The following is a 17635-nucleotide window of genomic DNA, read 5'->3' on the forward strand; positions in this document are numbered from 1 at the left end:
TGCGATCCGCCGGCCCCCCGAGCGCGGCCAGCTGTCCCCGGATCGCCGCGTGCACCTCGGCGGCGTCCGCCGGGGTCGCGTTCCGCCCCGTGCCGATCGCCCAGACCGGCTCGTACGCGATCACGAGCTTCTCGTGCTGGGGCAGCACGGCCACCTGCCGTCGCAGCACCGCCTCCGTCCGGCCGGACGCACGCTCGTCGTCGGTCTCGCCCACGCACGCGATCACGCCGAGGCCCGCGTCGAGGGCCGCCTCCGCCCTCCGCGCGACCGTCTCGTCGGTCTCGCCGAAGTACTGGCGCCGCTCCGAGTGGCCGACGATCGCGCCCTCGACGCCGAGCTCGACGAGCATGCGCGCCGAGATCTCGCCCGTGTAGGCGCCCTCGGCGTCCCAGTGGACGTTCTGCGCGTACACGGTCACGCCCCTTCCGACCGCCCGTGCAAGGGACACGTACGGCGGGCAGACGACGACGTCCACGCCGAGCGGCGGGTCGAAGGCGCCGAAGAACGCGACCGTCTCCGACGGCCCCTTGAACATCTTCCAGTTGCCTGCGACGAGCACGCACAGTGATCCTACTCGGGAGCGCCGAGCCCTGTCCGCGTTCCCGCCGAACCGTGTGGGACGCCCGGTGGCGGCTCGCGACGCGCCGTTACACGACTGCCTGCGGGATCGCCGCCACGCCGGGCAGCTCCTTGCCCTCGAGCAGCTCGAGCGAGGCACCGCCGCCCGTCGACACCCATGAGACACGGTCGTCGAGGCCGAGCTCGGTGACGGCACGGACGGAGTCGCCGCCGCCGACGACCGTGTACGCGCCGCGCGCGCCCGCGTCCGCGACCGCCTCGGCGACGGCTTTCGTGCCCTCGGCGAAGCGGGGCCACTCGAAGACGCCCATCGGGCCGTTCCAGAACACGGTGCCGGCACCGCGGACGAGCTCGCCGAACCGCGCTCGGGCGGCCGGCCCGATGTCCAGCCCGAGCCAGCCGTCGGGAACGGCGTCGAACGCGGTGACGCGCGCGTCGGCGTCCGGCTCGAATGCGGCCGCAGCGACGACGTCCTCCGGGAGCACGACGGGGAACGGGAGCGGGTTCTCGTGGCGGAGCTCCTCGGCCATCTTGCCGCCCACGACGACGGTGTCGGCCCGTCCGCCGAGGTGCGCGAGCACGCCGAGCTTGTCCTCGACCTTCGCTCCTCCGGTGACGAGCACGAACGGCCTCGCGACGTCGCCGAGGAGAGAGCCGAGGTGCTCGAGCTCGGCGAGCAGGAGCAGGCCCGCGTAGGCGGGAAGGAGGCGGGCGACCGCCTCCGTGGAGCTGTGCGCACGATGGGCGGAGCCGAAGGCGTCGTTGACGAACAGGTCGCGCCCACCTGCGAGCTCGCGTGCGTACCGCTCGTCGTTCGCGGTCTCGCCGGGATCGAAGCGCGTGTTCTCGAGGACGACGAGCCGCGGGTCGGGGACGAGCTCGCGGAGGCGGTGCTCGACGGGCGCGATCGCGAGGCGGGCACGATCCTCGGCCGTCTTCGGACGCCCGAGATGCGAGCACACGGCGACCTCGGCCGCACCGTGCTCGAGCAGCCAGCGCAGCGTCGGCAAGGCCGCCCTGATGCGCGTGTCGTCGGCGACCCGGCCGCCCTCCAGGGGCACGTTGAGGTCGGCGCGGACGAGCACGCGGCGGCCGGCGACGTCTGCCGTCTCGATCGAGCGTGGCAGCCTCATGCGGTGTGGGGCCCGGCCGGCGGCGAGCCTAGAGGAGCTTCCCGACGACGTCCACGAGGCGGCAGCTGTACCCCCACTCGTTGTCATACCAGCCGAAGACCTTCGCCGTCGTCCCGTGGGCCATCGTCAGCTTGCTGTCGAAGATGCACGAGTGTGGATTGCCGACGACGTCCGTGGAGACGAGCGGCTCCTCGGAGTACTGCAGCACGGGCGCGAGCGACCCATCGGTGGCCGCAGCGTCGTACGCGGCGTTCACCTCGTCCCTCGTCACCTCGCGCCCCAGGGTCACGACGAGGTCGGTGAGCGATCCCGTCGGAACCGGAACACGGACGGCGACGCCGTCCACTCTCCCCTGCAGGTGCGGGAGCACGAGGCCGATCGCCTTCGCCGCGCCGGTCGAGGTCGGGATCACGTTGACCGCCGCCGCCCGCGCGCGGCGCAGGTCCCCGTGCGGCATGTCGAGGATCGACTGGTCGTTCGTGTACGCGTGGATCGTCGTCATGAAGCCGCTCTCGATCCCGGCGAGGTCGTCCAGCACCTTGGCGAGCGGAGCGACGCAGTTCGTCGTGCACGACGCGTTGGAGACGATGTGGTGCGCGTCCGGGTCGTACTCCCCGTCGTTCACGCCGAGGACGACGGTGAAGTCGGGGTCGGTCGCAGGAGCCGAGATCACGACCTTCTTCGCACCCGCGTCGAGGTGCTTCTGCGCCCCCTCCCGACTCGTGAAGAAGCCGGTGGACTCGAGCACGACGTCGACGCCGAGGTCGCCCCACGGAAGCGCCGCGGGATCGCGCTCGGAGAGCATGGTCATCTCCTCGCCCCCGGCGCGGATCACGTCGTCGCCCAGTTCCACGTCGCCCGGGAACGGCCCCAGGACCGAGTCGAACCTGAGCAGGTGTGCCATCGTCGCCGCGTCCCCGAGGTCGTTGACGGCGACGATCTCGATGTCGGCGCCGAGCTGCTGCTGCGCCCTGAAGAAGTTCCGGCCGATGCGGCCGAAGCCGTTGATCCCAACTCGAATCCCCATCGCTCCTCGTTTCGCTCGCTCTCCGGGTCGACGACCGAGTCTAACGAGGCCCTCTCGTGCCGCCACACTCAACGTGCAGGCGGCCGCCGCGGTAGGTGGGCTGAGGGAGGAGCTCCGAGGATGATCCCCTCCCCCACGTGCGCGCTCCGTTATCCGGGCGACGGATGGGGTCTGGATCCTCCGCCCGGGGGCGCGAGCCCACCGCGGAGAGCATCGCACTCCGACCGCCGGACATCAACTCCCGTCGGCGAGCGCCACGATGCGCGCGAGGCGCCGCTGGACGGTGGCCGCGGTCACCACCGGGTCCGTGCGACGTGCGAGCTCGCGCAGCGACACGGCCGGATGGCGCAGGCGGAGCTCCGCCACCTCGCGCAGCGCCGGGGCCAGACGCTCGAGCTCGCCCGCCGCGGCAAGCCGTCGCACCGCGGCGAGTTGCCGCTCGGCCGCAGCGGACTGGCGCACCAGGTTCGCATGGTCGGCATTCGCGATGCGGTTCGCATTCGCTCTCGCGCTCGCCACGACGGCGCGCTCCTCCAGCGCGAGCACTGCCTCAGTGGCGCCGGCCACGGCGAGGTATCCCTCGATCGCGTCCCACGCCTTGGCGTAGGCGGCGGCATGGCTCGCGCGGTCGACCACGCGTAGGCGAACGTCCTCCACGGAGGCGACCGCACGCACGAAGGACGCCCCGGCGTGGGTCGGGAAGCGCACCTCGAGATGGGGCGCCTGTGGCCCCGAGAGGGAGCCGCCCCCGAGAAACGCCCCACGCAGGTACGCCGACCGGCAGCAGGCCCGGGCGACGACGCGACCAGGTGGACGCTCGAGCGGACGACCCCCCGCATCGAGCACTCCCGCTTCCTCCAGCACGCCGAGAGCCTGCGACGTGCCGTCGGCATGGATCTGGTACCGCGTCTCCCTCTCGAACGCGTGTCGCTCGTACGTGCGGATCTCCGGCTCCACCCGCAGCTCGCGCAGCACCGCGAACGCCCGGCGCGCCACGGCCGACGACGCCACGTCGAGATGGAAGCCGAGCGCGCCCCGACCTCGGAGGTGGAGCGTGCCTGCCGTGTGGAACAGCGCCGACGCCTCGGCCAGGCGGTCGCATCGACGCGTCGGCGCGATCGCCGCGAGCTCCGACCTGACACCCTCGGCGAGCGAGCCGTCGGTCAGAGCCCGACCCCCTCGAGTCGCAGGAGGCGCCGCTTCGTGCCCACCCCGGTCGAGCCGTATCCGCCGATCGAGGTCGCCGAGACGACCCGATGGCAGGGGACGATCAGCGCGAAGCGGTTGTGGGCGCAGAAGGCGCCGGCCGCCCGCGCAGCCCGTGGACGCCCGGCGAGTGCGGCCAGCTCGCCGTACGACACGACCTCTCCCCAGGGGACGGCTCGCAACGCCTCGAGCATCGCCGCCTGGAACGGGGTGCACCACGAGTCGTCGACGACGAGGTCGTCGTACGTCGTCGGCCCCCCCGCCAGGTGGCGGCGGACACGCCGGCACAGGTCCGTGACGATGCCGTCGCCCCCCTGTGACGAGGCACTCCGTAACGTGTCGAGAGGGGGCCGCGCTCCCCCCGGCGGGGGTGACCGTTCCGGCTCCGTGGCGTCGTCGTGGTCCGAGGTGCCGGCGCGCGTCGGCCCGGGCAGCTCGTGCGCCACGACGAGGGCGCCGTCGACCCAGAGCTCACCCGTGCCCCAGCCCTCGACCCGGTAGACGTGGCGGGTCACCGTCACGGTCTCGACAATACAATCGCGGTCATGACCGCTCACGGACTCTTCCGCCCGCCCGCCCCCGTCAACGAGCCGATCTTCGAATACCTTCCCGGCAGCCCCGAGCGCGCCGAGCTGCAACGCCGTCTCGACGTGATGGCCGCGGAGCGGTTGCACGTCCCGATGGTGATCGGCGGGGAGCGCGTCGAGTCCGGACGCACCTTCGAGGCGGTGATGCCCCACCGGCGCGAGCACGTGCTGGCCGACGTCGAGCGCGGCGACGCGACCCACGTCGAGCGCGCGATCGCCGCCGCGTCCGCCGCGCACCGCGAGTGGTCGCAGACCCCGTGGCACGAGCGGGTCGCGATCTTCCTGCGTGCGGCCGAGCTCGTCTCGGGCCCGTGGCGGTCGACGCTGAACGCGGTCACGATGCTGAACCAGTCGAAGACGGCCCATCAGGCCGAGATCGACGCGGTCTGCGAGACGGCCGACTTCTTCCGCTTCAACGTGGAGTTCCTCGCGCGCATCTACGAGCAGCAGCCGATCTCCTCGAAGGGCGTCTGGAACCGGCTCGAGTACCGGCCCCTCGAGGGGTTCGTGTTCGCGGTCAGCCCGTTCAACTTCACGACCATCGGCATCAACCTGACGACGTCACCGGCCCTCATGGGCAACACCGTCGTGTGGAAGCCGGCGTCGACCGCGGCGCTCTCGGCGCACTACGCGCTCGCGATGCTCGAGGAGGCCGGCCTTCCGCCGGGGGTGATCAACCTCGTGTTCGGATCGGGGGCGGAGATCGGTGATCCGGCACTCGTGAGCCCCGACCTCGCGGGGATCCACTTCACCGGGTCGACGGCGGTGTTCCAGAGCATGTGGCGCACCGTCGGCGGCAACATCGAGCGGTATCGCAGCTACCCGCGCATCGTCGGCGAGACGGGAGGCAAGGACTTCATCCTCGCGCACCCCTCTGCCGACCCCGACGCCGTTGCGACGGCGGTCGTGCGCGGGTCGTTCGAATACCAGGGACAGAAGTGCTCGGCCTCGTCACGGCTCTACATCCCGTCGAACCTGTGGCCTGCCGTCCGCGAGCGCATCGAGTCCGACGTCTCCTCGATCCGCATGGGCGACGTCCGCGACTTCTCGAACTTCATGGGCGCGGTGATCGACGAGAGCTCGTTCCGCACGCAGGCGGAGGCGATCGCCGAGGCGCGGGACGCCGGCGCCGAGATCGTCGCCGGCGGCGGCACCGACGACGCAGTCGGATGGTTCGTCGAGCCGACGGTCGTCAAGACGGACGACCCGGGGTTCCGCCTGATGCGCGACGAGCTCTTCGGCCCCGTCGTGACCGCGTACGTCTACGACGAGAAGACGTGGGACGACACGCTGCGGCTCGTCGACCGGACGGGGTCGTACGCGCTCACCGGGGCGATCTTCGCGAACGACCGCTATGCGATCGACCAGGCCCACCGGGAGCTCGTGTACGCCGCGGGCAACTTCTACGTCAACGACAAGCCGACCGGCGCCGTCGTCGGCCAGCAGCCGTTCGGCGGCTCGCGTGCCTCGGGCACGAACGACAAGGCGGGGTCGATGTGGAACCTCATCCGCTGGGTCAGCCCGCGGGCCGTGAAGGAGACGCTCGTGCCCCCCACTGACTACCGCTACCCGTTCCTGGCGCCGGACGAGTAGTCCCGGTACTGGACGGCCGCGCCGTGCGCATCCCGAGCCGGCTCCCACGGGCGGCGCGTGAGCGATGAGCCGGGTCGCGGACATCGTCGAACGGCTCGCCGACGCGACCACCGCGTTCCTCGACGGCCTCTCGTCCGTCGATCCGCGCTTCGTCGTCCTCGGCATCGGCTGCCACCTCGCGAAGATGGCGTGCACGAGCCGCGCCTGGAGAGGCGTCCTCCAAGCCGCCTACGAGGGAGAGACGGTGCGCTGGCTCCCCATCTACGGCGCGTACGTCGCCGGCGTCGGCGTCAACGCGATCCTCCCCGCGCGCGCCGGTGACGTGCTCAGGCTGTACCTCACGCACCGCGTGATCCCCGGCGCGACCTACACGACGCTCGTCAGCTCGACGGCAGTGCTCGCGATCGCCGACGTCACCCTCGCCTCGCTGCTGTTCCTGTACGCCCTCACCCAGGGCGTGCTCCCCACCTGGGAGTCGCTGCCCGACCTCCCCGCCTTCGACTTCGGGTGGCTCGTCGGGAACCCGCGGGCGACGAACCTCGTGGTCGTCCTGCTCATCGCGGGGGTGCTCGCGCTGGTCGTGTGGCTGCGCGGGCACGTCGAGAACCTCTGGGAGCGCATCTCCCAGGCGTTCGCCGTGCTGCACCCGCCGAGCCGCTACGCGACCACGGTGCTCCCGTGGCAGCTCGCCGACTGGGCGCTGCGCCTGGCGACGATCTGGTGCTTCCTCGCCGCCTTCGACATCGACCGGGGGCTCCGGAACATCCTGCTCGTCCAGGTGACCCTCAGCCTCGCGACGCTCGCCCCGGCGACCCCGGGCGGCATCGGCACCGAACAGGCCTTCCTCACGGTCGTGCTTCGCGGTGCCGCACCGTCGTCGGTGCTGCTCGCGTTCAGCGTCGGGATGCGCCTCACGCTCACGCTCGTCAACGTCGTCGCAGGGCTGATCGCCGTCGGCCTCACGCTCGGAACGCTCAGCATGCGCCGGGCCGTCGATGACGCACGGGAGTCACGCGCCGCGCAGGCCGAGCGTGAGGAGTCGCACGCCGAAGCCCGAGCCGAGGACGACGCCGACGATACGGCATGAGCCGTCGCGCAGCGCCGGGTCCGGCTAGGCCGGGCCCGCCTTGTGCAGCTGCGCGTACACGCGTCGCGCGGTCTTCGGCGGCAGCCCCGGCACCCCCTCGAGCTCCTCCTGCGTCGCCGCGAGGAAGCCGTCGACCGATCCGAAGTGTCGGAGGATCGCCCGGCGGCGCGCGGGCCCGATCCCCTCGAGCCCGTCGAAGATCGACTCGAAGGCGCGCGTGTCGCGTCGCCGCCGGTGCAGCCCCACGGCCGTCCGGTGCGCCTCGTCGCGGATCCGCTGCAACAGCTGGAGGCCGGGATCGTGGCGCTCGAGCCGGACGGGCTCGCGGACGCCCGGGAGGAACACCTCCTCTTCGCGCTTGGCCAGCGAGACGACGGCGAGCCGCGGAAGCTCGACGGTGGAACGAATCGTCTCGACCGCCGCCCGGAGCTGTCCCTTCCCGCCGTCCACGACGACGAGGTCCGGGATGGACGCGAACGACTCGTCGTGGCGTTCCGGGTCGGCGGCGTCGCGGAGACGTACGAAGCGCCGCCCGACGGCCTCGGCGAGCGCGGCCACGTCGTCCTGGCCCTCCAGCCCGCGCACGGCGAACGTGCGGTAGTGGGCCCGACGCGGCTGTCCGTCGGTGAACACGGACATGGAGGCGACGATCTCGCGCCCCTGGATGTTCGAGACGTCGAAGCACTCGATCCGGACGGGAAGGCTCTCGAGGTTGAGGGCCTCCCGCAGCGTCTCGAGCGCCTCGACCCGGCGGCGTCGGCGCGCCTCGGCGGCGGACGCGTCGTGCTCGAGGGCGAGCCGGGCGTTCTCCGCGGCCAACTCGGCGAGACGCCGCTTCTCGCCGCGCCGGGGGACACGGACAGTGGCCGGTGCGCCGCGGAGCGACGACAGGTAGGCGGCGAGCGCCCCGGTGTCGCCCACGTCGTGCGACACGAGCACCTCCGGAGGCACGGTCGGCAGCGCACCGTAGTGCTCGAGGCAGAACGCCTCCAGGATCGTCGCCTCGTCCTGGCCGCCGACGTTCTCGAGATGGAACGCGTAGCGGTCGACGATCCGCCCGTCGCGTAGCGGGAACACCTGGACAGCGGCGCGCTCGCCGTCGATCGCGAGGCCGATCACGTCCGCGCTGTCCACGCCGCGACGCTCCTGCGCCTGGCGATCGGCGAGGTGCTGCACGGCGAACAGCCGGTTGCGGTAGCGGGCGGCCTCCTCGAACCGCTCCGCGCCGGACGCGTCGTGCATCCGCGCCTCGAGCAGGCGCTGGATCGTCACCGTGTCGCCGCTCAGGAACCCGATCACGCCGTCGATCAGCTCCCGGTAGTCCTCGCGGGAGATCGCGCCCACGCAGGGCGCCGTGCAGCGCTCGATGTGGAAGTCGAGGCACGGGATCCCCGAGTGCCGACCCGGCTTCGGGCCCTCGCAGGGGCGGAACTGGAACGCCCGGTTGAGCACGTCGAGCGTCTCCCGCACCTTCTTCGCGTTCGCGTACGGCCCGAAGTAGACGGTGCCTCGTCGGTGACGCTCGCGGGTGAACATCACCCGTGGGTACTCGTCGGAGACGGTGACGGCGATGTACGGGAACGACTTGTCGTCGCGGAGGCGAACGTTGAACGGCGGCCGGTTCCGCTTGATCAGGCTCTGCTCGACGTGCAGCGCCTCCGCCTCGCTCCGCGTCACGATCACCTCGACGCGGGACACGCGCTCCGCGAGCTGCGCCACGCCCAGGCGCGCGTCCCCGCGGTTGAAGTAGCTGCGCACGCGTGCCCGCAGGGACTTCGCCTTGCCGACGTAGAGGATGTCGTCCCCTGCGTCGCGAAAGAGGTAGACACCCGGACGCTGCGGCAGCGTCCGGAGCTGCTCCCGTAGCGACTCGTCCATCGACGACTAGCGTATCCACCCCCTCTCTCGTCACAGTTCGTGATGTTCCGTCTCTCACTCGGCCTCGTCGCCGTCGCCCTGCTCTTCGCCGCCCCCGCGACCGCGGGTGGGCCGACGATGGCGCTCGGCGCTGCCGAGGACGCCGTGCGCGCGTCCGACCTCGTCTCCGCGAAGGCGAAGATGACGGCCCTCCGGCTCGCCGGGTTCACCGCAGTGCGGATCACCTCGCAGTGGGAGCCGGGCGCGATCGCCCCCTCCGAGGGCGAAATCGCCGTCCTCCGCAGCGTCACCGAGGCCGCGGGCCTCGGCGGCGTCCGGGTGTTCGTGTCCGTCTACCACCCGGGGTCGAAGACCACGCCCCTCACGCCCGAGGCCCGATCGGAGTTCGCCCGCTACGCCGGCGCACTCGTCGCCGCGGTCCCGACGCTGGACGACGTCATCGTCGGCAACGAGCCGAACCTCAACGGCTTCTGGATGCCGCAGTTCAACCCCGACGCCACGAGCGCGTCCCCGGCCGCGTATCTCTCGCTGCTCGCCGAGGCGTACGACGCGATCAAGGCGGCCGACCCCACCGTGCTCGTCTGGGGCGGCGCGACCGCACCGCGTGGGGCCGACCGGCCCACCGGCAAGCGGCAGACCCACTCCCCGACGCGATTCATCCAGGAGCTCGGCGCCGCGTACCGCGCCAGCGGCCGCCAGGCGCCGATCATGGACGGCTTCGCGCACCACCCCTACCCCGACCACTCCTCGCAGTCACCCGACGTCCCACATCCGAAGAACGCGATCATCGCCCTCGCGGACTACGACAAGCTGGTGACGCTGCTCGCCGAGGCGTTCGACGGGACCGCGCAGCCCGGCTCGGCTCTCCCGATCCTCTACGACGAGTTCGGGATCGAGTCGCAGATCCCCGGCGGGAAGGCGTCGCTCTACACGGGCGTCGAGCCGAAGACGACGAAGCCCGTCACCGAGGACGTGCAGGCACGCTCCTACGAGCGCGGCCTGCAGCTGGCGTTTTGCCAGCCGAACGTCGTCGCGATGCTGTTCTTCCACACGCAGGACGAGACCGACCTCAACCGCTGGCAGTCGGGCGTCTACTACGCGGACGGCACGCCGAAGGCCAGCCTCCCCTTCGTCCGCGACGCGCTGGCCCGCACCCGGGGCGGCTCGATCGCTCGCTGCGACGGGCTCGGGCTCGACGTCCGGCCGATCCTCCTCACGTTCCCGACGGCGGCGGCGTTCAGGAAGGGCAAGCGCGACCTGCGGCTCCGGTGCTCCCTCGACTGCCGCTGGCAGGTCGTCGCCCGGCGGGCCACCACCGGAACCGTCGTCGCGCGCCGCCGCGGCTACGCGCGCATCGACAAGACGATCCGGCCGACCTTCAAGGGTGCGAAGCTCGGGACGGCGCCGGTTCGCCTGACCGTGACGCTCGTCCACCCCGTCAACCCCGGACGGACGTTCACGCGGACGAGCGCACGGCTCCCGACTCGCTGAGGCCGTCGTGCATACGATGTGGCGGTGAGCGAGTCGCCCGGGTACGAGCGCATCGAGGGGGTCGAGGTCGGCCAGTACGTCGCGTATCGGTTCTTCCGTGTCGATCCCGCGTGGCGACGGCTCCCGGTGGAGGAGCGGGCCGCGGGGAAAGAGGCGTTCGCGGAGGTCGTCGAGGACTGGTCGGCACGGATGGAGGGCCTGCGCGTCTACACGACGACGGGCGTCCGGCCCGAGGCGGACTTCTTCCTGTGGGAGATCACCGACCGCTACGACGACCTGCTCGAGCTCGGGGCCGCGCTCAACGGCACGCCGCTCGCCGGGTGGCTCGAGACGCCCCACTCCTTCCTGGCGACCACGAAGCCGTCCGTGTACACGGACAAGAAGCGCGTCCGGGCCGGGAAGGTGATCCCGCGGAACGCGCCCTATCTCGTCGTCTACCCGTTCGTGAAGCGCCGGCCCTGGTACTTCCTCGGCTTCGAGGAGCGTGCCGACGCGATGCGCGAGCACGCCGAGGTCGGCGGCGCGTTCGTCACCGTCACGAACCACACGACGTACTCCTTCGGCCTCGACGATCAGGAGTTCATGCCGGCGTTCGAATGCGAGGAGCCCGCCGACTTCATGCACCTGATGATGACGCTGCGCGAGACGGAGGCCTCGCGCTGGACGGAGCGTGACACCCCGATCTTCGTCGGCCGACTCGTCGACGTGCGTACGGCTCTCGACGCGCTCGACGGAGCGCACGCCCGCGTCGAGACCTCGTAGCGGGCGGCGCTGCTACGCGAGCCGCTGCTCCTCGCGCCACGTGCGCAGCGCGACGAGCACGCAGATCGCGAGGACGGCGAAGAAGGCGATCGCATCGGCGCGCGTCGGCGACAGGACGACGGCGGCGATCACGTCCGCGAGCGCGAGCGCGAGCGCGGCCCCCATCACGAAGCGACCCCGGGCAGACCAGTGGTCGGCGACATCGCGGCGGCGCCGGACGAGCCGTACGACCGCAACGACGACCGCGACGAGGAAGACGAGCCAGAGGATTCCGCCGATGACCGCGAGCGACGCCTCGAGCGAGAGGGCGACGATGACGGCCGAGACGAGCGCGACGACGGCGAGCCCGCGGACGGTCGGGTTCGTGAGGACGCGTTTCACGACCCGGTCATGAAAGCACGTGCGGCCAGTCCCGCCGCGAGCGCAGTCGCGCCGGCGAACCACAGCAGACGGCGCGCGCCCGACTGCGGGGCGTAGAACCAGGGGGCCAGCACGGCCGCGAGGGCGAAGGTGCCGTACGCGTAGTGGAGCCGGTCGGCCGCCCGGCGGTCGTCCGCGAGCAGCAGCAGCCCGATCCCGACCTGTGCGACGAGCGCCGTCTGTGCGAGCGCGAGGAGGTGCGTCGTCACGGATCCCACGCCGCGCGCGCGCCAGTAGGCGATCCCCCCCACGAGCGCCGCGACGGCGCAGACCGCGATCACGACGATGCCGACGATCCTGTGCGTCCCGTCCACGCGGCGAGCGTATCCGAGCCGTCGCGATCTCGGCGATCCACGGCCGGGGTCGGCACCGGCGTCCCCGGCCGAGAGAGGGCCGTTCCCTCCCGGTGGCCGGCGTCCCGGGTCGGCTGCCGCGTGGCGCTACGCAGGGAGCCGACACGCGCGCCGACGTTCTCGCCCTCACGCTCTCCGGTCGGCGGGCAGCGTCAGTCGCGGGATCCCATGCCTCCGAGCCATGCGGTGAGTCGCGACCGCTCGCGAACCAGCCCGTCCTGATCGAAGTGATGGACACAGTAGTGCGCCCAGGAGTCTTCGAACGCCATGTCCATGTCGCCCGTGACCGTGGTCGTTCCCAGGCCGATCTCCGCGTACGTGAACTCGAAGCTGCCGCTCGGCCGTGCCAGCGCAACGTGAAACGGCTCGCCGCTGAACTCGTTCACGATCGGCGTGCCGCGGCTCGTCATGATGCCCGGGATCTCGACCGTCGCGGTCCTGCTCTCCAGGCTCGCCTCGAGCTCGATCGGGAGGAACAGCGTCTCGCAGAAGTCGGAGCACGTGGATGCGAAGACGGAGAACATGTTGCTCAGCGGCTTGCACGCGCCGCCTGACAGGATCGTCTCGAGTGCAGTCCGTTGATCGTCATCCGCGCGCTCGTCGATGACGATCTGGCGCCTCCCGTTGCCCTCTGCGATCTCTCCGGGCCACTTGTACAACGCGGCCCAGTTGAGGCCTGCGAGCGGCGCGTCGTCGAAATGGCCTTCGACGATGTTCCCCACGAAGGCCGACTGACAGTAGCCGTGCGTGCTCGGGAGGTTGAACTGACAACCACAGTTCACGGCGCAATTGCAGTTGTCGTACGTCTCGCTCTTGAACACCCAGCGACCTGACACCGTCATGATCCTCCTCGTGTCCGCGTTGCCCGCGTCGAGTCCGAGCCCTCCATGGTTCTAGCGGGCTGCGCGCACGGTGAAAAGAGACGCGCGCTTCACTCGTCGAAGACGCCACATGGTCGAGAGCCTCGGTTCGGGCCACTGCGCCACCGCGGGCCGCGCTGCGTCTCGGCCGGGATGCACCGCTCAGGTCGACCTTGACCCGGGAGGGGCGCCGGGAGACACGCTCGCCGCACAGTGCTCGAGCGGTTCGAGGCGAAACGACGAGCAGCCCAGCCCGGTTTGCGCGACGACAGCACGCTATAGGCAATTGCAGTTTTACCAGTAAGATATGCTTCGCCGGGGCGGACGGATACGACGAGCTACGTGGCGTCACGGCGAGTGATCGCACGAGCCGGTCGAAGAACGCCGCGACGACGACCTCGGCCTCGCCCGCCTCGACGAGCTCGACACACGCCGTGGCCCTGGGCGCTTCGCGAGGGGTGCGCCACCGGAGACGTTCGGCTCCTCGAACGTGTCGAGCAGGGTCAGGTGCGCTCGCTTGGCTGCGGAGCGGATACGCTCGGCCTGCTCCCGCGGGCGAGACGAAGCGGTCGCCCTCGCGGTCGCCGACGCGGGATACGCGGACGACGCCCACGGCCCGACGACGCTTGGAGGTGGATCGCTTGCCAGTCGAGGAAGGATCACCGGCTCCCGACTTCACACTGACTGCGGACGACGGACGCTCGGTCACCTTGTCCGCCCTCCGTGGCCGGCCCGTGGTGCTGTTCTTCTACCCCAAGGACAACACGCCTGGGTGCACGCGCCAGGCGTGCGGGATCCGCGACGCCTGGGGTGACTTCGAGCGCGCCGGCGCCCATGTGCTCGGCGTGAGCGTCCTCGACGAGCGCTCGAAGGCGCGGTTCAAGGAGAAGCACGGCCTCCCCTTCACCCTGCTCGCCGATCCGGATCACGAGGTCGCCGAGGCGTACGGCGTCTGGGTCGAGAAGCGCAACTACGGCAAGACCTACCACGGCATCGAGCGGACGACGTTCGTGATCGACGCCGGCGGCGACGTGGTCGAGGTGCTCCATCGGGTGAAGCCCGACGACCACGCCGCCCGGGTGCTCCAGCTGCTGGAGGCGTCTCCCGGCCCCCGGGGCTGATCCCGCCCTCCGGACGGCCGCCTCCGGGCCGCCGGTCAGCCGACGTTGATCCAGATCGCCTTCAGGTCGGTGAACTTGTCGAGCGCGTGGATCGACTTGTCGCGCCCGAAGCCCGACTGCTTGAAGCCGCCGAACGGCGACGTGATGTCGCCGGCGTCGTAGGTGTTCACCCAGACGATGCCGGCGCGCAGCGCCCTCGCGTAGCGGTGCGCCTTCGACACGTCGTTCGTCCACACCGCGGCGGCGAGGCCGTACATCGTGTCGTTGGCGACGCGGATCGCCTCGTCCTCCTCCGCGAAGCCGATCGTCGACAGCACCGGGCCGAAGATCTCCTCGCGGGCGATCGTCATCTCGTTCGACACCGCGTCGAAGATCGTCGGCTCGACGAAGAACCCGCCGCTCTCCTCGAGCACCCGGCTCCCTCCGAGGTGCAGCGTCGCCCCCTCGCTCCGCCCGGACTCGATGTAGCCGAGCACGCGGTCGAGCTGCGTCTGGTCGACGATCGCGCCCATGCGCGTCTTCGGGTCGAGCGGGTCGCCGGGGGTGATCCGCTCCGCCACCTTCGCGACGCGCTCGAGCAGCTCGTCCTTGACGTCGTGGTGGACGAGCAGGCGCGAGCCGGCGTTGCAGACCTCCCCCTGGTTGTAGAACACACCCCAGGCGATGCCCTTCGAGGCGGCGTCGAGGTCGGCGTCGGGCAACACGACGTGCGGGGACTTGCCGCCGCACTCGAGCGCGACGCGCTTCATGTTGGACTCGCCGCTGTAGCGCAGGAAGAGCTTCCCGACCTCGGTCGAGCCGGTGAACGCGATCATGTCGACGTCCGGATGTCGGCCGATCGCCTGCCCGGCGGTCTCCCCGAAGCCCGGGACGACCTGGAGCACGCCGTCCGGCAGCCCCGCCTCGGCCGCCAGCTCGGCGATGCGCAGGGCGGTCAACGGCGACTGCTCGGCAGGCTTGAGGACGACGCTGTTGCCGGTGGCGAGCGCCGGGCCGAGCTTCCAGGAGGCCATCAGCAACGGGAAGTTCCACGGCACGACCGCGCCGACGACGCCGAGCGGCTCCCTCACGACCATCACGACGGCGCTCCGGTCGGTCGGGGCGACCTCGTCGTAGACCTTGTCCACCGCCTCGCCGTAGTAGGCGATGCACTCCGCGGCGAGCGGCACGTCGACGCGCCGCGCGTCGCGGATCGGCTTTCCCATGTCGAGCGTCTCGAGCAGCGCGAGCTCGTCGGCGTGCTGCTCGATCAGCTCTGCGAACCGCACGAGCACCTTCTTGCGCTGACGCGGGGCGGCGTGCGCCCACACACCGGACTCGAACGCGGCACGGGCGCCGCGCACGGCGCGATCGATGTCGGGCGCGTCACCCGCCGCCACCTGGACGATCTCGATCCCGGTGGCAGGGTTGACGCGCGGGAAGGTCTCGCCGCTCGCCGCAGCGACGTGCGCACCGTCGATCCAGGCGCCGGTGCGGATGTCGAGGCCGTCGGCGAGGCTGCGCACGTCGCGCGCCTCGGGGGCCTCGAGGTCGGTCATCGTCGTCATGGGAAGCTCCTTGCGCTCGGGTCGGCCACGCCGGTGCCCGCACCGGGGTAGCCCGCCAGGTCGGCGTCGACGAGGAGAACTGTACGCGCCCCTTCGCCCCGGCGCAGCCGGTCGAGCGCCTCCTCGACGCCCTCGAGCCCGTCGACGTGGGTCACGACCGTGGCGAGGTCGAGCCCACCGGTCACCGCGAGGGCCGCGAGCTCCGGGATCTCGGCTGCCGGGTCACCGGAGCCGTAGTACGTGCCGCGGAGCGACTTGTCGGAGAGGAGCTCGATCGCCGGAAGCGTCGCCTTCACCCCCTCCGGGACGAGGCCGACGACGACCGCGGAGCCGCCCGGTCGGAGGACGTCCCATGCCAGCCTGATCGTCTCCGGCCGCCCGACCACCTCGAACGCGTGGTCGACGCCGCCGTCCGTCAGCCGCCGGACGACGCCCGCGAGATCCGGCTCCACCGCCGCGTCCACGACGTGGGTCGCGCCCTGGGCGCGCGCGAGGCCCAGCTTCCCGGGCACGCGGTCGACGGCGACGATCGGGTCGGCTCCGGCGAGGCGCGCGCCCGCGACCACCTGGAGGCCGACGCCGCCGCACCCGATGACCGCGACCGACTGGCCCCGGCGCACCTGCGCCACGTTGCGGACGGCGCCGATCCCCGTGACGACGCTGCACCCGAGGAGTGCGGCCTGCCACAGGGGCAGCTCCGGAGGGATCGGCACGGCCCCACCGGCGGCGACGACGGCGCGCTCCGCGAAGCAGGCGGTCCGCAGGCCGTGCTTCAGCGTCGTCCCGTCGAGCAGCCGGAGGCGGCTCGTGCCGTCCATCAGCATGCCCTGCGCGCCGTGCTCGGCGACGACCTCGCAGAGGTTCGGCTTGCCCGCAACGCAGTAGCGACACGCGCGACACGCCGGGACGAAGCAGAACACCACGCGATCGCCGGGCGCGACGTGCGCGACGTCGGCGCCGACGGCCTCGACGATCCCGGCGCCCTCGTGGCCGAGGACGATCGGCCAGTACCCCTGGCCGAGCTCGCCGTTCGCGTAGCGCAGGTCGGAGTGGCAGACGCCTGCAGCCGCGACGCGGACGAGGACTTCGCCGCGCATCGGGGGGTCGAGCTCGACGTCCTCGACCGTCATCGCCTGGCCCGGGTGCCGGAGCACTGCGGCCCGGATCCTCACGCCACCTGCCCGTGCTCGAGGCGACGCGTGCGCCCACCGTCGTACGCGAACCGACCGCACGGCCGTCGACCGGGGCGACGGCCCCGGGTCACGGGATGATCGTCCCCCTGTTCATGACGCCGCTCGGGTCGAAGGCCTGCTTCAGCCGCTCGAGGATCACGAACGAGGAGCCGTACTCCTCGCGCACCCACCGCGCCCGCGCCTTCCCGATCCCGTGGTGGTGCACGATCGAGCCGCCGCGGCGCAGCGTCTCCTCGCAGATGATCGCGATGATCGGCAGGTAGTACGTCGTGACCTCCTCCTCCGGTGCGCACGCGACGTCGTAGAAGTAGTTGAAGTACATGTTCGTTCCGTTGACGTAGCTGTGCGAGGAGTGCCCGCCGAGGAGCGTGATGCCCTGCACCTCGGCGCGGATGCGGCCGAGCGCCGCCTCGTAGATGTCGCCGATCGCGCTCCACCCGGCCGAGACCTCGGTCGTGCGGTTGACGTTGCGGGTCGTCCGGATCCTCTCGTTCTCGGCCTCGATCTTGTCCGGCCCCCAGGTGAGGTCGTCGAACCACGTCTCGATCAGCCGGGCGTCCACGGGCGTGCACTCCGGATACCGGGCGACGACCTCCTCGATGCCCTCGGCGGTCGCCCGCGCGATCCCCGCCGCACCCTCGGCCATGAACAGCAGCACGCAGTCGTCGGGCCCGGCGAAGTGGGAGAAGTGGAGGCTCCCGTCCTCCGCGTCGTAGAGACGGGCGACGGACGGCGTGTAGCCCGCCACCATCACCTCGCGCAAGACCTCGAGCCCCGTCTTCATGCTGGGGAGCGTCC

The 17635-nt window shown here is 71.5% G+C and carries 17 protein-coding genes; 5 read left to right on the forward strand and 12 right to left on the reverse strand.

The window, feature by feature from the left end; all coding sequences use genetic code 11:
* From tpiA to AC162C_RS10460, 5 genes are all read right to left on the reverse strand, one after another.
* Positions 1-559 (reverse strand): triose-phosphate isomerase (gene tpiA, locus AC162C_RS10440; protein ID WP_484097494.1); only part of this gene is annotated, 559 nt, incomplete at its 3' end.
* Between the two features lie 88 nt (positions 560-647).
* Positions 648-1712: a phosphoglycerate kinase gene (locus tag AC162C_RS10445; protein WP_484097495.1), complete on the reverse strand. Its 1065-nt coding sequence runs from the start codon at positions 1710-1712 to the stop codon at positions 648-650.
* A 28-nt stretch (positions 1713-1740) separates the two neighbouring features.
* Positions 1741-2739, reverse strand: a complete 999-nt coding sequence (gene gap / locus AC162C_RS10450; protein ID WP_484097496.1) for a type I glyceraldehyde-3-phosphate dehydrogenase — start codon at positions 2737-2739, stop codon at positions 1741-1743.
* A 234-nt stretch (positions 2740-2973) separates the two neighbouring features.
* Entirely contained in the window at positions 2974-4002 is a 1029-nt protein-coding gene (whiA, locus tag AC162C_RS10455) for a DNA-binding protein WhiA (RefSeq protein ID WP_484097508.1), read from the reverse strand.
* On the reverse strand, positions 3903-4466 hold the full coding sequence (locus AC162C_RS10460) for a methylated-DNA--[protein]-cysteine S-methyltransferase (RefSeq protein ID WP_484097497.1): 564 nt from the start codon (positions 4464-4466) through the stop codon (positions 3903-3905). Before AC162C_RS10460 ends, whiA begins: the two co-directional genes overlap by 100 nt.
* A gap of 24 nt (positions 4467-4490) precedes the next feature.
* Between AC162C_RS10460 and pruA the strand changes: the two genes are divergently transcribed.
* Together pruA and AC162C_RS10470 are read left to right on the forward strand one after the other, a co-directional pair.
* On the forward strand, positions 4491-6125 hold the full coding sequence (pruA, locus tag AC162C_RS10465; protein WP_484097498.1) for an L-glutamate gamma-semialdehyde dehydrogenase: 1635 nt from the start codon (positions 4491-4493) through the stop codon (positions 6123-6125).
* A 64-nt stretch (positions 6126-6189) separates the two neighbouring features.
* On the forward strand, positions 6190-7212 hold the full coding sequence (locus AC162C_RS10470; protein WP_484097499.1) for a lysylphosphatidylglycerol synthase transmembrane domain-containing protein: 1023 nt from the start codon (positions 6190-6192) through the stop codon (positions 7210-7212).
* Positions 7213-7236: 24 nt separating this feature from the next.
* Here AC162C_RS10470 and uvrC read toward each other — a convergent pair whose 3' ends face one another.
* Positions 7237-9090, reverse strand: coding sequence for an excinuclease ABC subunit UvrC (uvrC, locus tag AC162C_RS10475; RefSeq protein ID WP_484097500.1), 1854 nt, complete (start codon positions 9088-9090; stop codon positions 7237-7239).
* A 42-nt stretch (positions 9091-9132) separates the two neighbouring features.
* Here uvrC and AC162C_RS10480 point away from each other — a divergent pair, with 42 nt between their 5' ends.
* Together AC162C_RS10480 and AC162C_RS10485 are read left to right on the forward strand one after the other, a co-directional pair.
* Positions 9133-10581: a hypothetical protein gene (locus tag AC162C_RS10480; protein ID WP_484097501.1), complete on the forward strand. Its 1449-nt coding sequence runs from the start codon at positions 9133-9135 to the stop codon at positions 10579-10581.
* Between the two features lie 24 nt (positions 10582-10605).
* Positions 10606-11343 carry a chlorite dismutase family protein gene (locus AC162C_RS10485; protein ID WP_484097502.1) on the forward strand — a complete coding sequence of 246 codons (738 nt, stop codon included), beginning with the start codon at positions 10606-10608 and terminating at the stop codon, positions 11341-11343.
* A 12-nt stretch (positions 11344-11355) separates the two neighbouring features.
* Here the strand turns inward: AC162C_RS10485 and AC162C_RS10490 are convergent, their stop codons facing one another.
* The 3 genes from AC162C_RS10490 to AC162C_RS10500 form a co-directional block, all read right to left on the reverse strand.
* A complete protein-coding gene (locus AC162C_RS10490) occupies positions 11356-11724 on the reverse strand; it encodes a hypothetical protein (protein ID WP_462974279.1) in 369 nt (122 codons plus the stop codon).
* Positions 11721-12077 (reverse strand): hypothetical protein, encoded by a 357-nt coding sequence (locus AC162C_RS10495; RefSeq protein WP_484097503.1) that lies wholly within the window; start codon positions 12075-12077, stop codon positions 11721-11723. The genes AC162C_RS10490 and AC162C_RS10495 overlap by 4 nt, the downstream gene beginning before the upstream one ends.
* A 191-nt stretch (positions 12078-12268) precedes the next feature.
* On the reverse strand, positions 12269-12952 hold the full coding sequence (locus AC162C_RS10500) for a DUF1326 domain-containing protein (RefSeq protein ID WP_484097504.1): 684 nt from the start codon (positions 12950-12952) through the stop codon (positions 12269-12271).
* Between the two features lie 656 nt (positions 12953-13608).
* Between AC162C_RS10500 and bcp the strand changes: the two genes are divergently transcribed.
* Positions 13609-14097 (forward strand): thioredoxin-dependent thiol peroxidase, encoded by a 489-nt coding sequence (bcp, locus tag AC162C_RS10505; RefSeq protein WP_462974282.1) that lies wholly within the window; start codon positions 13609-13611, stop codon positions 14095-14097.
* 35 nt (positions 14098-14132) lie between these two features.
* Here bcp and AC162C_RS10510 read toward each other — a convergent pair whose 3' ends face one another.
* The 3 genes from AC162C_RS10510 to AC162C_RS10520 all read right to left on the reverse strand — a co-directional run.
* Positions 14133-15644 (reverse strand): aldehyde dehydrogenase, encoded by a 1512-nt coding sequence (locus AC162C_RS10510; protein ID WP_484097505.1) that lies wholly within the window; start codon positions 15642-15644, stop codon positions 14133-14135.
* On the reverse strand, positions 15641-16798 hold the full coding sequence (locus AC162C_RS10515) for a zinc-binding dehydrogenase (protein WP_484097506.1): 1158 nt from the start codon (positions 16796-16798) through the stop codon (positions 15641-15643). The genes AC162C_RS10510 and AC162C_RS10515 overlap by 4 nt, the downstream gene beginning before the upstream one ends.
* A 106-nt stretch (positions 16799-16904) precedes the next feature.
* On the reverse strand, positions 16905-17635 hold a 731-nt coding region (locus tag AC162C_RS10520; protein WP_484097507.1), incomplete at its 5' end, for an FAD-binding oxidoreductase.

This window comes from Gaiella sp. (assembly GCF_057140465.1).